Source organism: Bacillus sp. 17RED48 (assembly GCF_019837545.1).
GTDB lineage: Bacteria > Bacillota > Bacilli > Bacillales > Bacillaceae_G > Bacillus_A > Bacillus_A wiedmannii.
Genome location: NZ_JADAXG010000003.1, coordinates 313,121 through 329,446, shown reverse-complemented (window position 1 = coordinate 329,446; position 16,326 = coordinate 313,121). Strand labels below are relative to the sequence as shown.

Sequence of the window (16,326 nt, the reverse complement as noted above, 5' to 3'; positions counted from 1 at the left end):
ATAATTTCAATTGTTCCATCAGTAGCAATCACTATGCTCTAACTATTTGTACTAACAGCTTGATGGATCAATAAATTTAAATATTTCATGCATAACAGAAAGGAACTAATTTACTTACTAAAAGACATTTAAAATACAATTGAACTGCTTAAGCTTTTACTTTTACAACAGCTCTAGCAGTTCAATTTTAAAAATTACATAATGTCACGAAATACGAATATTCGATATAATATAATTAAATAAAAGTTAATCTAGCACTCTACTTTATTACCTCGTTTTCTTCCAATTCCAATTATTCCACCAAGATTCCCGGCTATGTTTTAACCATATTTTTGGTTCTTCTTCGATTAATATATCGCTTTCCTCAAATCCAACTGGTTCTTCTGCCTGAAAAATATTTTCTAATTTAAACGTATCGTCTTCAACAAGTATACTTTCGTTGTCTAAAATGCGATTAAATTGTTCTATTTCATCTATATTAGTATGAACGAGATTTCTTTTACTCACTGGAGTTGTTTGGATCTCTATACTAGATAATTCTCGTACATTTTCAAACACACCGTATGTATTTATGGATGCTTTATGATTTGATTTCCTTTCCCATTCATATAGCTCATGAATATTTGAAGCCTCTTCAATTGACTTCCGATGCATATCCTTCAATTCCAAAATATTCATCATTACATTTCGTACTGTACGTTCTACTTCTTCATTCTTCACTACATCTGTATTAAATTCTCTTACACCTTTATGAAATTGATCCGTGACTACTATATTTGCCTCTGACTCTTTCATAAGCTTTTCCATTGGGGCAGATGTAATATTCTTTACATACCAGTTTCGATCATTCATTGCGGTTTCATATTTTTCAATACTAATCTGTAACTCTCTGTCAATAATCTTAAAATTCTCTTTATCGATCATTTTTGCAGCTAATTCTTTTACGACTTTTACATTGTCTATCGTTGCAACAGTCGCATCAACTTCTTGCAAGACATTACCAAACTGATAGAATGAACTAATTTCTGCTCTTGTTTCATTTTCTTTATTCATTATTTCATACGTATCTATATTTGTTTGTAATTCTCTTTGGATTCTTGCAAATAAATCATAATCTGGTAAGTAAACTGTAATCCCTAATCCTTCAAATAGATCAAACTCTTCATACGATGCTTCTAGTTCCTTTTCTAATACAAAAGTATCACTTTCAACAAGTATACTTTCGCTGTCTACTGTTCGGCTGGATTGTTCTATGTCACCAATAGTAGTATTAAAAGTATTGTACTTATTCGTTAAAGTTGTACGGATTTCTTCACTAGCTAGTTCTCTTTCAGACTCACTTACATCATATTCATGTATTGATGCTTTATTATCTGCTTTTCTTTGCCATTCGTCTGCTTCAAAAACATTTGACTCGTACTCATTATTAATTTGTCGCATATCATCAAAATGATTAATTTTCATTATGAGTTGTTTCGTAAGTCGTTCTAACTCTTCATCCTTGATTACATTTGTATTACGTTCTTTTATTACTCTCTCGAGTTGATCAGTAGCGATTATATGCGTATCTATTTCTGGCACTCGTTTTTTCATCGGATCAGATATAGTACTTTCTGCATACCAATTCCTATCATTCGTTGCATTTTCATATTGTTCAATACTAGTTTGTAACTCTTTCTCAATATGTCCTATATCATTACTATCAATTATATTAGTTGCTACTTCTTTCACTAGATTACCAATTGAATCAACCGTATTAATTTCTGATTCTATATTATTTTCTCTATTTGCTATTTCAGCAGTCTCTATATTCGTTAGTAATTCCCTTTGAATCCTTGCGAACAAATCATACTCCGGTAAGTAAACTGGAGTTCCTATTAAATCAAAAAGATCAAATTCTTCGTAACGAGAATCCTGTTCTTTTACGTGTCTATTAACAAGGTCATATCCTTCTTCATTATGTGCTATCAATTGTTCTTGCTTTGTAAACTCTACAGGGCTTGTCCATTCAGTTTCAATATCGACTTTAACTCTTTCACTTGTTATTGGTTTATTACTTTCTTCACTTATAAACAATCGATCATACAATACAGAATCCGCTACTCTATCATCCTCCACTAACAACTCGTGAAGGTTGCGCTTTGCTAATTCATAGACATTTGTAAATGGAGTTTCTATTTCACCTACAATCCGATTCATGGAAGATATATCAGCTTGAGCAGTATGATACTGTCCATTTACTCGATTAAAACGTTCATATCCATATATCCCCATCGCTTCTTGCTCATCTATAACTCGATTAGAAAGTTCATAAGAAGGTACATTCATTTCCATTTTTAATACTTTTCTATCTATAGCAGCTACATCAAAAAAGACTCCCTCTTTCTCTTGCATTCTTCTATCTGCTAGATCCGTATCACGAACATTACCATATACTGAACGTATGTCTCTTTTAGCTGAATTAACTGTTATTTGTTTCGCTTGTAGTTCTCTCTGTACACGAGCAAATAAATCATAGTCTGGCATATAAACTGGGATTCCTAAACTATTAAATAGATCAAATTCCTCATAAAATCCGGTCAATTTTTTGATTTGTCTACTAGCAAATTCATAGTTATCTTGAATAGTCCCAAATAGTTGTTTATGTATTAGGTCCATTTCCTCATGGTATATATATTCAGTCCATACATGTTTCGTTTTCTTATTAACTTGTTCGTCTTTAGCTAATTTTACTTCTACTTCTTTTGTGAGCACATCACTCTGTATCATTTCTGGAAGATTATAATCCGTGTACAAATGATTCTGACTTGATACCATCAATGTTTCTACTAAATTTACCTCATTAGAATGGTACTGTCTTTCCAATAACTCATATTCACTTATGAATTTACTTTCATATTCATGCGTTATATGATTCACTTCATTCATTTCTATGTGAGATGAATCATATTCTATTACTAGTTTTTGAGCGTTATTATATACATGGCCACCATATGTATATATGTCTTGTATTATGCGGTCCGCATATGACACATCATATTCATTAGTTTGAAGTTCTAACTTTTTACGCTCTAAATCTTCTATATTAATAAATCTGCCATCTATCTTCAGTGCTTTTCTATTTACAAATTCAAAATAATTCATTTCACCATTCCGCTGAATGGCATTTCTATTCGCTGTATTGTAATTTATATTACGAGTCTGTATTTCTCTTTGTTTACGAGCAAACAAATCATAATCTGGCATATAAACCGGAATTCCTGTATCAGTAAATAAATCAAATTCCTCATAAGAAGTAGTTACTTCTCTTGGCAAGTTATTATAAAGCTCAAAATCACTTATATCTTGTACAGGTAATTCTTTTTGGCTAATCTCTACATGATCCACATTTCTAACTACAGTACTACATATTTCTTTTTCTCTTCTTTCAGTCAATATTGTTTCATAAAATCCTTCGCCATATAAAATACGTGCAACCTGTACCCATCGCGGTATTTCATCTACATTGGTTGCAAATTCTCGTAATTTCTGTTTTACTCTCTCTTGCTCAATTGGGAGCATATTACCTGCTTTATATATCTTACGATCTGTACTAGACATTTCTGTTACATCTGCATACTTTGTATCTAATCTGCTTCCATTGTTCCCTTCCATATGTTCCATATCAAAAGTTCGGTCATGTTGCATTGCTTTCTGATAGTAATGAACATCTGCAAGAATTTCTTTAAGCGGTTTAGAATCCTGTATGCTTAACAGTTCCATGTTGATACTCCGCATTAGGTTTGCAATATCCACTTTAGCAATATTAGCAGTCACCTCAACTTGCCTTATTGCCTCTACAATAAGGTCTGTTAATATACCTTTTCCCTTTACTATTTTGGTTGCAAATACCCCAGCATCTTCTTCCTTAACAGCTTTGAATCTTGAATATGGCGGCAAACTGACTGGAAAATTATTCGCATTTTTTACAAAAGGATTTAAAACAGAAAGCGAGAGACTATACGTTTTCTTCATTGTTGATCCCAAAAGAATCGAAACAACATGACTCTTCTTTTTCGTACATAAAGAAGGGGAAGCAATAGAATAAATTTTCTCACTCACTCTCTGCATTCCCCCTTATATGATTAATAATTAAATATCTTCTTTATAAATAGCTAGACCAATTGGATTAAATGGCGTTGCTTTCGCTTGTGTCATCGGAGAGACCGCGGTAGTCGGCAACGTATAACGATATAATTGTGCAAATTCATAACTTGCTGTAATCTCTACCCCGTTAATTGGGATTTCTTTAAACGTCACTGTTTTATCATCTTCATTTAAAATAAAGTCAGTATTAGGAACTAGAGCACATGCATTGAACAACTTAAGTGTTCCTGCTTTCGGTTTATGCTCTAAATGGAAAACTTTTCTCATTCCATTTCCTTTTCCTAAAGATTCACTTGTAACTTCCTTTTCAATTTCCAATTCATCGGCCTGTTGAATATTTTTTGGGTGAACAGCATAGACATCATCTAATTTCCCAACATATCCATCATTAGGATGAACGATATAAATCTGTGACAAATGATATTTCCCACTATAGACAGATGGATTAAATCGACCTTGTCCACTATCAATATCCATATCGTGAGTAATAAATGATAAATAATGTTTTTGATACATTGCACCTGTGTATGATTGAGCTAATAATACAGAATCATTTCCATTACCTGTATTTTCTCCATAGTCTAAATTTGCATTTCCTATTTTTTTATTAGGCGCATAATTATATTGATCTCCGTTACGACAACCACCAATAATTACAGTGTTTTTACGCGGTGCATTATCAAATGTGTACATTCTTCCAATATATAATGGTACAAATAATGCCCGAACAGGACTTGGTGTTGGATCTACACGCATAAACATAACAATACGGTCTTTATTTCCATTTCCATACATATAAACGACAGAATCACGTTTCCAATCTTTTGTAAAACGGGCTTCTGGTGTAAAACTAATCGGTGTATAAGGCGAAGGATTTACAAAATTAACTGTAGAATATACTTCAGCCATAATACTTTCCATTTTTTGCACGTCAAATGATGTCTTCGCTACTAAAGTATCTAACGTTCCGTCTGCCTTTGGTGCTAGAAAATACACTCCAGAAAATTTAATGTTCTCGGAACTTTTTGGGGCAGTTTGAAATTCAATTGCTGTATCTGAAATTGTATATTCCCCCGGATCAACCATCTGATTATTTCTATAAACCATAAAACGATTTTCATCAAAATTTGAAAATGGCAAATTAAATGTTTTTTTTGAACCGGTACCATTTCCTAAATCACTTTCAGCATCTGATAACTTTACTTCCTTCTCAATAAAATATTGGTTAAACGTAAAGAAAATCATATCATTATTCGGTTCGTATGCATCATTTGTTAATCGATACTCACAGGTGATTTTATCTCCTTTTGCAATCGCTTGATTAAAAATAACTTTCCCCGCTTTAGCATCAACTTTATATTTATCCTTTTCTAGTAAAATGCTATTTACATACACTAATAAAGAACTTTCAACTACAGGAAATGTCGGAATTTGAAATTCCTTTTTCACTCCATCTCCCATTCCTAGCTTGCCTAATGGAGAATCCACAGGAATAAATCTACCATCTGTAAAATCAGAATCGCTCGTATCATAAGCATTTGCCACTCCAAATCTGCGCCATTCTCCATCGCTACCTAACGATTCAAATAATCGAACATCAATAAATTTATTGATACCACTTCTAATTTTAAAGTATAACTTTCGACTCCATCCTCGCTCTGTAATCATTTTCTCTAATTCAACTGGTAATGTTTGTAAATAAGCTACTTTATCAAACCACATGTTTTTCTCTCCCCTTTACATTGACTTCTCATAAATTCCTAATCCAGCTGGACGATATGGTGTCGCTGGTCTTTTTGTAATTGGCGAAATCGCATCAACATTATAAAAACGATAAATATCAAATGTATCTGGACAAGTATTCTTTCGTACTTTTAACTTATCCCCATTCAATAATCCTAAAGGTGATAGTAAAACCATATGAGGTAAGAAACCTCGCACACCTTCATCTGGATGAACAATATAAGCACGAGATGTATGAACGCGACCACTATATACCGAAGGATTAAATTGATACTTATATTCATCATTATCATGAGACTGCCAAGCTAGTGGATATTGACCACCATTTACTCCTTTTCTATCAGGCGGCATCTCATTCGGAGCAACATTCCAAGCAATATAATGAGCTTGATATCTAGCCCCTAATCGCGAGCGCTTAATAATAACGTTATCAATACCATTACCTGGTGATTTAGGATATGTTTTTAAAATTGGCAAGCTATCATTCACATTTCTATATGGTTTCTTATCATTAAAATCAAATGCATGTGAGCTATTTTCTGCACCTGTATCAAATGCTGTCCCTGCCCAAAGTGCGTCACCAATTTGATCATCTTTCGCATAGCTTTCAATTTTGCCCATATATAAAGGTGTAACCGGAACTACATTATTTTCAAATGCAGGTGTATTATCTGCTTGAATTAATAAAACCACACGATCCTTATCAACTTGGCCAGTTACTCTAACTAATGAATCAGGCCACCAATTTGTTTTCACATCAACACCTTGTAAGTTTGGGTTTCGTAATGTTATTTTTACAAATGGTGACATCATAACGTCTGTATTAGCATCAGTATAGGCGATAACCGGGGAACCATCCTTCATATTAATGTCTGTTTTACTCACTTCTACATCTATTAGGCCTTTTGGAAAAGTATCAAAAGTCACTACTGATGCTGTTCCTTCTTTAAATACCGGTTCTTTTTCAATCATATAAATATAAAAACAAGAACGATCAAGATTTCTACTATATCTTAATTTTGCATCCTTAATAAAATCCGCCTTATCCTCTTCTGTATCATATTTATAAGTAACATCTTTTTTAGGTATATCCCAAGAAGCAATTTGAACTAATCCATACATAGTTCCTTCTACATTTTTAATAATTGTGTGTTCTGCTAAACCAAATTTAATTAAACTGTCTCTATCATAATAATTATTTTTTAGTTGTAAGGAATACCCAGCCTTTTGAAACTTTTTAACCTTTGTCCATCCGTTACTAGTTGCTACATTTACAAGATCGTCTAAGAAACTTCCCTCTTGAAATACCTTTTCAATAAACGCCACTTTACTTCACTCCTAATCTTTTAAAAATTGATAATTAAGCCAAATAGCTTTTTTCTCTAAAGATTTATTTATATATTCAAAACGGATAATCGCTTTCGCAGGAATTTGTTTAACAACAGAAAAATTAAATCCTTCGGGAACATCTTTCATATAAATTTCATCTGCTATTTTTTCATTATTAATATATAAATTCCAATAGTCGTTATCGTTATATTTTGATGCACCAATAGAAAATGCAATCATCTCCATATCAATTGGTGCTATAAATTCATTATGATGAATATTTTCATAAACACCTATTCTTCTTCCTTTTATAAAAGGAATCGTTTTGGTTGGAAAGTATGGAGCATCTAATCGGCCACCAGCCATATAATTTACAGCAAAACTCATAATCTCCCTCCCATTACTTCAAAAACTGTAAAGCAATCCATACTTGCTTATTATTAATTCCTTGGTTATGAAATTTAAAAATAATTTTATCTCCAGCCTTTAATTGCATATAGGACATAAGACTTATACCTTCTGGTATTTTTTTTGTATAAATATCCTCACAGACAATACCGTCATTTACAATAAGCGACCATTTATCATCGATTTCATACATAGAACTACTCACGCTAATGGCATAAAACTCCATGTCAATTGGTAATACGTATTCCATCTTATCTTCTGTCCATGCTTTAGAATCCATTATAAAACCTTTCATATACGGAAAAGTTTTCGTTGGATAAAATGGCGCATCTAATCGACCACCAGCTAAATAAGTTGTTTCAAACAAAGGTAATCACCCTTTTTATTGTATTAAAAAATCCCCATGCATCATTACGACACATCGGGAATTGGTAAATCAGATAACATACCGCTACCTTTATTAATAAGCCTTGGTTGTACTCGATCTAATTGTTTGTTTGCGTTATAAATTAGTTGCATCTCCATCTTTTTACCTGTTATTTTATGGGATATAAGGACCTTTTCAAGTAGTGCTTGTCCATTAAAAACCAAATCGTAGTGCAGATATTTATCTCCATCAACTGCTGATAAACGAGCGCCATCACGAACCAGTGTATATCCCTCGGTCATACCCTCTTTAAAAACATCATTTGGATCGTTACCAGGCATCGGTTTTCCACCGCTGTAAAATTCTCTATCAATTAATCCTTTCATTAAATACATAATAGGATCATATAAATTCTTTTGCATTATCATAGAATCACCCCTAATTTACCCTTGTTACAGGCCACGTTTTAGCTGGGCGTTTAATATAATATCTATCTGCATTTAAATCTGTTTCATCAAACGTTAAATCTGGTAAAGAACCATAATCAAATAAGATATTATTTTGTGTATCTAATACTTGTAATCGCCCGGTAAGTATTCCTAAAGGAGTGCGCACCGCTTCAAAAATAATAATATTCACGCCATATTCTAGTGGTATATCAACATACGTAGGATTGTTTCGGATAAAGTAGTTTTCCACTATTAATTTATTATTACAATAAATATTTAATAAATCTCCATCCTCTACATTCCAATCCCACAGCTTTAATCGTAATGTATCTACATTTACTGTGATTCCTGTTATATCGGTATACGGAGTAGGTTCATATCCATAGTTAACGGATAAATCTAAAGTTTGATAGAATCCATCATCAGCAGAAATCATTGTGTTAATTCCTTTAACAAAGTAGTTCCATTGTTGCCCAGAATCCCTATTATAAATGGAAACCACATCGAACAATTGAATTCGCGGATTCCCTATCACAGCAACTGTTAGTGTTCTGAATTTTTGAATCGCTTTTAAATGATAAGCTGCAGCAACTGCCCTTCTTGCAAAGAATGTTGTTGCCCAAGGTACCTCTATCATTTCCTCTCGCAAATCCCCTAAAGAAACGTTTTTAAGTAAGAATGAATTAACAAAACCATTAGCATAATCTCCACATTTAATAACAATACTATTACTAATATCCTGATCTGTTAATTGCATATCTAAAGAGATCAGGTTTTCCCCTTCTCTAAAACTAAATTTGGCAAGTTCGTTAATTTCGTAGTCTGGCATTTTCATAAATGTACAACTTCCATCTGGTTCATGTTTAATGTAGTGGAATGTTGTATCTATAATATCCCGTACAATTTCATCCCACTTTTGAAACCTCTTTCCAGTTGCCCCTTCAACAATCCAGCTTTGATTTGTACCGGGAATATTTACCCTACTTCCGTGTAATGTAACTCCTGCTTTTTCAAGGAAGAATTTCACTACATCATATACATTTCCAGTCGGTGCAACAATTTCATCTGATCCCGGCGTTGGAATTACTGACTTTTGTAGAACCTTTTTATAAGATGTTGTGCAGGTAACTGATATTGTGCCGCTTTCGGCATTCACCTTTACGTCAGATACAAAACCATGTATATATGGTAAAGCTTCTTCGCCATAACCGATAGAAACCTTAAATTCAGTCTGCGGATATAGTTGGTTTGTGTTTGTTACTTCACTGTTGTAAAACCATTCTTGAATGGAAGAAAACTTACCATACCAGTTATCAGGTGCCATTTGCCCATATTCATTAGCAAAGGTAATAGAAAATGTACTTGCGAACTGATCTGCGTTCTCCTGCACTTCCAGGCTCACTACACGATGTTGTATTTGTACATAAGAAGAAGATTCTCTTTTTTTCATATAAACAATTAAATTAGGAGCATTATTCCCCACTTGGAAATAGCTCCCCAACATTCTGATTAAAGAAATAGATCCTTCTCTCACATTCCATCAACTCCAATACCTGCTTGTGACATAGATATTAATTTACACTTCGCTATTACTAGTGTTCCTTTACGTATTGCATCAACTTCATTAGGTGGAATAATACCACCATAGGTACCGTAATCACCTGTAATAATATGAGGGCGATATATTTCCCCCATGAACTCACGCCAATGGCTGATATCATTGAATAAAGCAGTAAATTCTACTTCACATCCTTTATTACCAGTACTTTGGTAACGAGGATATCCATGCATAACATTGTAATTTTTTAATCCGTTTAAAGATTTAGGCATTTTCGTTTGTTCAATCATTGCAATTGTAGGTATAGGTCCATATGCATGATAATAAACATCACGCAAATAGGCTACGTCAGAAGAACCGTAACCGCTTGTTGTAAATTCAATTGTTTGTGGCCCCGCGCCAACAAAAATTTCTCTTGCTTCCCAGGCATAAGCACCTCTTGCTCTAAATTTTTCAATACCATTTACGCGAACAATAAAGTATTTATCTGGTAACATACCATCAGAACCAATAGGAACTTGGGACATAAAAGAAAAATTATATGTCCCAGGCCATGAAAAATTAATAGTATATTTAATTGTACTTTTTAATTCTGTAGCATCCCATAAGAGATGATATGAACCAGCTCTTCTATGCAATGTTTTTAATATACTCATACATTACGCACCGCCATTCCCATTAGATCGTCAGCAACTACGTTTTGTAGTAATTTTCTCATTTTCACAAAGTCCTCTGCGGTTTGCAATTTTTCAACAGCAACTTTGAATGTAGCATTTTGAATTGTAACACCTTTATCTGTTTTCTTTTCAACAGAAGAGTGCCCAGCAAATGGATGTGCAGCTTTTCCAATCATATCAGCAGAATGTGCCCCCATTTGTCCAATTCGGGTAGATACATCCGTTACTAGTTGCATCGGTTTCGGTGGAACAACCGCTTTATTTAACAATCCAGAAGCCTTGTCTACAGCCGGAATCATTTTTTCCATCCCTACTCCAAGACCTTCTGTAATATATCCGCCGTATTCCATCATTAGACGAGAAGGAGATTTTATACCAAAGAAACTTTTAACTGCTTTTGGTATTCCGTCTACAACGCCTTTAGCTTTATCAACAACCCAGCCAGCCATAGATGTCATACCTTTACCAATACCAGCAATAATATCTTTCCCCCAGCTTACAGCGTCGTTTGCTATCCCTTTCACTATAGAACCAACTTTACCGAATACATCCTTTACTGTATCAACAATGCCGTCAAACGCTCCGACGATAGCTTTTTTAATTGCTGCAAAGTTACTTACTATGAAATCTCTAATAGCACCAACAACACTAAATATTGTGTTTTTTATCTTATTAAAGTTATCCACCACAAAGTTAACAAATGTCCGAACAGCAACTATTATTGTTTCTTTAATAAAATTCCATGCGGTTACAATAATAGACTTTACGATATCCATTACAGTCGTAATTGTGTTTTTTATAAAATGAAATGCTGTAACCACAAAATTCTTTATAGTCTCTAATACAGTTATAAAAACTGTTTTAATTACATTCCAAATCGTAGAAATAACCGTCTTTATTCCATTCATTACAGTTGTAATTATGCTATGAATTGCTTGAAACACACTACTTACAACTGATTTTAAGAAGTTTAATACAGTCGTAAAAATTGCCTTTATTCCATTCCACACTGTAGAAATGACGGTTTTTATCCCATTCATCACAGTCGTAATTATGCTGCGAATTGCTTGAAATGCACCACTTATAAATGTTTTCAAAAAGTTTAGCACCGTCGTAAAAACTGTTTTTATAATATCCCAGCCAGTTTTAAAAATATTTTGCCATGTTTTAATAGCAGTAGAAATATAGCTTTTAATAAATTCTAAAGCAAACTTAACAACACTTTTTATTACGTTTAGCACTGTATTGAATATCGTTTTTATTAAATTCCAACCAATTTCAAATGTCTTTTTCCATATGTTGATATACATTGTAATGACAGTAGTAATTATTTTCCATGCCCCGCTAAGTATTTTATCTATAAACGATACCGCAGATTGGAATACTTTTTTTGTTCCTTCCCAAAAACTTGAGAAAAACTTTGACAAGCTATCCCATACTGACTTCGCAACTTTAACGATAGCATCCCAGGCTTTAGAACAAATATCACTGATCCACTGCACTGCTTGCTTTGTATATTTCACAATTGAATCCCAATTTTTATACAGCACATATACTAAAGCAACCATTGCAATTATCGCAAAACCCCATGGGCTTAATACTAATGAAAACATTGATTTTCCAAGACCAGTCAATATCTGTGCGAACTCACTAAAAACTTTAATTAGTTTTAAGGCATCTTTAATAATTGCCGTAATTGCACCCGGTATTTGCATTAATGTTTTAACTATATTTACAAGGCCACCAATGATTTCACTCGCCTTAGATATAAGACTAGAAACAGATTTGATTAACTCAACCGTTTGTTTCAACGATGGTATTACTATATTAGAAATCTTCACGACTTGTTGAGCGATAGGTTGAATAGTTCCAGCCAAACTCTTTGCATCTTTTTCAGTTAACCCGAGCATATCCTGTAGTTTTTTTTGAGAACCTTCCACATCGTTAGCAAATTGTAAAGCTTTGCTATTGACTTGTTCTATCGGTTTTGTGACTTTATTTGAAATAGTGTCACCAAACGTTTGCATTTGCTTGCTAATATTCCCCAGAGAATCTGCTGATTTTTGGATTTTTTCTTGCATTGTATTAGAGGCTTTTTGCACTCTCTCTTCAAACTTTTCTACACCTTTATATGCCTGATCCGCTTTGTTACCAATCTTCCCAAAAACATTGGTCGCCCCGCTACCAAATTTTTGAATTTGGCCATTTATTTGATTAAGTACTTCTGCTGGTTTTTGAAATTTTTCTTGTATGCTCTTAGAAGCCTTTTGTAAACTTTCCTCAAACTTTGCTAAATCCTTATAAGCTTCATCTGCTTTAATTCCAATTGTACCGAACAACTGGAATACTTCTGTAAACATTCACTCCCCCCTTTCTAACTAGGAAATTTTTTATTCCTTATCGTCTTCAAACTGAAACTCTGCAATCAGCTTATTTGCATGGTCGATACATTCCTCTTTGGACCAAACTTCCATAGTCTCATTTTCTTCCCCATCCGACCTAGATTCCGTAAGTCCAAAAGCTTGCAAATAGTCCTGAAAAGTTGTTCCTTCTTCTAATTGCCTTGTTTGAAATCCGATAAAGGCCATCTTTTTCCATTCATTTAATTCTTCTTGCTGCTCTTCCTGACTAATAAAAGAAAATAAGTCCATTAAACGAGAATACGGTATGGATAAGACATAATCATCTGTCCATCCATACCGTTTTTGGACTTTATCAAAAGCCCTTAGCATATTTTGCTCTGTTTCTTCTATGTATTTATTAGAATCATTTTCTACATTTCTTGTTTGTTCCACTTGAGACTTTGAGATTTGATTAGACCCTTGACCTGATTGAAAAAAGACATTAAATCTTCACTTTCTAATAATCCTTCAATAACTGCTACCATAGCTTCTGGTGGTAACTGATCGAATTCTTCACGCTTAATCTGTAATAGACTAGAGAAAAATTCTGAAAACTCATCTTCACATTCCGGAATCATAGACAATAATTGAAAGACAAACTCTAAACCCTTTTCTTTTTGTTGTTTTTCAATTTCATTTAACTGTTCTTGTTGCCCTTCATTCATTTGGGCCAATTTGATTTTTTCATCGATTTCATTCTTTTCTTTCCCAAACTCCATAAAATCAGTCATTGCATGACGACCAACTTTAGAAATAATCTTAGTAAAACGCCAAACATCTTTTACATTTAAACGTCTCATCTTCATCTTCTGGCCTGAAATTGTAATTTCTGTACTATTTTGCATCATTTTTTCTAGCATTGTTGTCATATTCAATATCTCCTTTTATAACCTAAAAATAAAACCTACAACTTATTTACTTGTTGTAGGTAATTTAGGTGCTTTTTTCTTTGGTAAATAAATTTCATAAGGGGGTGTATTAGGCGAACTTTCGCTATAATGACCAATAAATTTGCATTTAAGTCCTACAGTTCCTTTACCATCTTTTAAATCAATTTCTACAGAAGAAACAACCATTGCATTTCGGATAACAAAAATAACCGGAATATCACTTCCTGAAACTACACCTACTATTGCAATATCACTATAACTTGTGTCTTTAATTTCATTGGTTGGTTTTACAATGTTATAATCGTTATCAGTCGTACTATCTACATCTACGCCTGGTAGAGCTAACTCTAAATTTTCTTTCGTAAATTCTACAAGTGTAACCTCCATATGTGGTTCATCTTTTAATAGCCATTTTCCGCGAACTAGTTTTCCTAAAACACCATCAATATCAGCATCATAGTATTCTCTAGTAAACCCCACTTTACAGCCACCTGTAGTAGCTCCTAACATCTCACCTAGGTCTTTTACACTTTTAAAACCTTTATACATTACACCCGGTCCAATAACAAAATTATCAGTTGTACCCTCACGTACACCATTAATAAGCTTCCAACTCATTTTTTTCCCTCCTTAATATAATTCCATTCTTCCTACCCGTACAAGAAATTTAATACTAATATGAATAATTGATGGATCTTCATCCGGAACTGCAACACTGCCTGCTCGATGAATTGTAATAATACCAGAATCTCTTAACAATCCCGCTTCTCTGTCTAACAAAAGTTCTATTCGCCTTGAAATTACATCCGCTTTTTCATAATCACCTTGGCCACAATATATATCAAAAGTGAGGATCATCCGATCAATTACCTCTATATCATCCGGATTATTAGATTCAATTCTCATTACCGCATAAGGCATTTTCATATCTTTTTGTGCAGTTTGAAATGTAAGAGCGGGCTCTCCTTCATATTTCGATAGATTACTTTGCACAATTGTATCTTTCTCAATAATATTTCTGATTGTTGCAATCGCTTTTGTCGTCATTGTTCTCCTCCCAATGTCCTTTTTAATTCCCCACGCTCTTTTTCAAACGTTTTTAAGAAAAAAGGTCGGGCTTCTACAGTACTTGTACCATTTTCGACATACACCGCTCTTTTTAATTGACTTCCAATCGTTCCTACTACTTCGTTATCTGTAATATGTAAGCCATATTTAATAGAATCTTGTAATTCTCCCGTTCTAGAAGCAAATGTCTCTCCTGGTTTTGAAGCAATATATGTGCGACTTGATCGTGGAATTTTATACTTCACACCATTGTGACTACCTGATACTGTTTGTTTCATTTCTCGTTGCAGTTGATTGCAAGCACTTATAATTCTTTCTACCATTATTTTATTAAGTTGTTCTTTAACCTGTTCTACATTACGTGTAACCATGAATTCCGATGTATTCGTCATTTTATTCCAACAACTCACAATACAATTCAATATGGTGATTTAAAAATGATGGATTTCTTGGTTCTCCTCTTACCTCAAATACATAATCATGAAAATAGATTACATCATTTGTATGGATGTTATGTTCTGCAGAAGTATAAATTTTAAAATTCGGCTCAAAATTTTGTTTATTTCTTTTTAACCTTTCATTATCTACCGCTGTGTGTGTTGTTACACGACACTTCATTCTTTCATAAATAATGACAGGCTCTTCCTTAAAATTTCCTGCCGACTGTTTTACCTTTTGATTCCTTTTCACAGTTACTTCATGTATATATAATTCTTCCATATCTAATGTTCACAGCCTATTCTTTCATTCATAATGCTATTAAAGGGTTTCTACTTCGGTATTTTTTTAATACTTTTAAAACCTTTTTATTAACAGTTTCCTCATCTAGCGATTCAATATTTATTTCATATGAATAATCTCCGATATTTGCTGATTTTTTCATATTTTCATACTGTAGATTTGTTCGAATTACCGCATAACACGTCATATCGATGATGCATTTTTTCATTAAAGTCAAAAGCCCATCATAATCTTGTATTGTATACTCAAATTCATATAATTGATTCTCACTTAAACCATATACAGTACAACCATCAGAAAAAACTGAATTGGTAACTTCTTCTCCAGAACCAATATGGATTACCTTGATCAAATTTTCTGCTCGAAAAGAAAGCCAAGCCAATTTACTTGTTCTAACTTTCTCTTTCATTGGGTTACTTGGCTTACTCCTCAAATAGTTTTTAGTAATCAATTCATATTGACTAATGAGCTCCTGGATTACCGTATCGGGCATTCGTTGAACATTCACCCTGTTCTTTATGTCCTGTACAGTAATTTCCATCCTTCCA

At 33.4% G+C, this 16,326-nt stretch carries 16 protein-coding genes; all 16 read right to left on the bottom strand.

The window, feature by feature from the left end:
• Positions 1-267: 267 nt before the first annotated feature.
• Genes ILT06_RS14555 through ILT06_RS14480 form a run of 16 tightly spaced genes read right to left on the bottom strand, consistent with a single transcriptional unit; the run spans position 268 to position 16,319 of the window.
• The gene (locus ILT06_RS14555; protein WP_222655229.1) at positions 268-4,101 is read right to left on the bottom strand and encodes a hypothetical protein; all 3,834 of its coding nucleotides are present in this window, start codon (positions 4,099-4,101) and stop codon (positions 268-270) included.
• Between the two features lie 30 nt (positions 4,102-4,131).
• Entirely contained in the window at positions 4,132-5,868 is a 1,737-nt protein-coding gene (locus ILT06_RS14550) for a hypothetical protein (RefSeq protein ID WP_154131918.1), read from the bottom strand.
• 15 nt (positions 5,869-5,883) lie between these two features.
• Entirely contained in the window at positions 5,884-7,215 is a 1,332-nt protein-coding gene (locus ILT06_RS14545; RefSeq protein ID WP_222655228.1) for a hypothetical protein, read from the bottom strand.
• 12 nt (positions 7,216-7,227) lie between these two features.
• Positions 7,228-7,605: a Low copy number virion structural protein gene (locus ILT06_RS14540; protein ID WP_154131919.1), complete on the bottom strand. Its 378-nt coding sequence runs from the start codon at positions 7,603-7,605 to the stop codon at positions 7,228-7,230.
• A gap of 13 nt (positions 7,606-7,618) precedes the next feature.
• The gene (locus tag ILT06_RS14535; RefSeq protein WP_098875332.1) at positions 7,619-7,993 is read right to left on the bottom strand and encodes a Low copy number virion structural protein; all 375 of its coding nucleotides are present in this window, start codon (positions 7,991-7,993) and stop codon (positions 7,619-7,621) included.
• A gap of 44 nt (positions 7,994-8,037) precedes the next feature.
• Positions 8,038-8,421: a hypothetical protein gene (locus tag ILT06_RS14530; protein WP_085311997.1), complete on the bottom strand. Its 384-nt coding sequence runs from the start codon at positions 8,419-8,421 to the stop codon at positions 8,038-8,040.
• Between the two features lie 10 nt (positions 8,422-8,431).
• The gene (locus ILT06_RS14525) at positions 8,432-9,976 is read right to left on the bottom strand and encodes a hypothetical protein (protein ID WP_001206669.1); all 1,545 of its coding nucleotides are present in this window, start codon (positions 9,974-9,976) and stop codon (positions 8,432-8,434) included.
• Positions 9,973-10,656 (bottom strand): hypothetical protein, encoded by a 684-nt coding sequence (locus tag ILT06_RS14520; RefSeq protein WP_050845290.1) that lies wholly within the window; start codon positions 10,654-10,656, stop codon positions 9,973-9,975. The genes ILT06_RS14525 and ILT06_RS14520 overlap by 4 nt, the downstream gene beginning before the upstream one ends.
• A complete protein-coding gene (locus ILT06_RS14515; protein ID WP_154131920.1) occupies positions 10,653-13,037 on the bottom strand; it encodes a phage tail protein in 2,385 nt (794 codons plus the stop codon). Before ILT06_RS14515 ends, ILT06_RS14520 begins: the two co-directional genes overlap by 4 nt.
• Before the next feature lie 30 nt (positions 13,038-13,067).
• Complete coding sequence (locus ILT06_RS14510) at positions 13,068-13,472, bottom strand: hypothetical protein (RefSeq protein ID WP_133964319.1); 405 nt, start codon at positions 13,470-13,472, stop codon at positions 13,068-13,070.
• Positions 13,451-13,948, bottom strand: a complete 498-nt coding sequence (locus tag ILT06_RS14505; RefSeq protein ID WP_133964320.1) for a hypothetical protein — start codon at positions 13,946-13,948, stop codon at positions 13,451-13,453. Before ILT06_RS14505 ends, ILT06_RS14510 begins: the two co-directional genes overlap by 22 nt.
• Before the next feature lie 42 nt (positions 13,949-13,990).
• The gene (locus tag ILT06_RS14500; RefSeq protein ID WP_000118567.1) at positions 13,991-14,587 is read right to left on the bottom strand and encodes a hypothetical protein; all 597 of its coding nucleotides are present in this window, start codon (positions 14,585-14,587) and stop codon (positions 13,991-13,993) included.
• 12 nt (positions 14,588-14,599) lie between these two features.
• On the bottom strand, positions 14,600-15,016 hold the full coding sequence (locus ILT06_RS14495) for a hypothetical protein (RefSeq protein WP_098711375.1): 417 nt from the start codon (positions 15,014-15,016) through the stop codon (positions 14,600-14,602).
• The gene (locus ILT06_RS14490) at positions 15,013-15,429 is read right to left on the bottom strand and encodes an HK97-gp10 family putative phage morphogenesis protein (RefSeq protein ID WP_002175907.1); all 417 of its coding nucleotides are present in this window, start codon (positions 15,427-15,429) and stop codon (positions 15,013-15,015) included. Before ILT06_RS14490 ends, ILT06_RS14495 begins: the two co-directional genes overlap by 4 nt.
• A gap of 1 nt (position 15,430) precedes the next feature.
• Positions 15,431-15,757, bottom strand: coding sequence for a hypothetical protein (locus tag ILT06_RS14485; RefSeq protein ID WP_154131921.1), 327 nt, complete (start codon positions 15,755-15,757; stop codon positions 15,431-15,433).
• Positions 15,758-15,785: 28 nt separating this feature from the next.
• Positions 15,786-16,319, bottom strand: coding sequence for a hypothetical protein (locus tag ILT06_RS14480; RefSeq protein ID WP_097879313.1), 534 nt, complete (start codon positions 16,317-16,319; stop codon positions 15,786-15,788).
• Positions 16,320-16,326 lie beyond the last annotated feature (7 nt).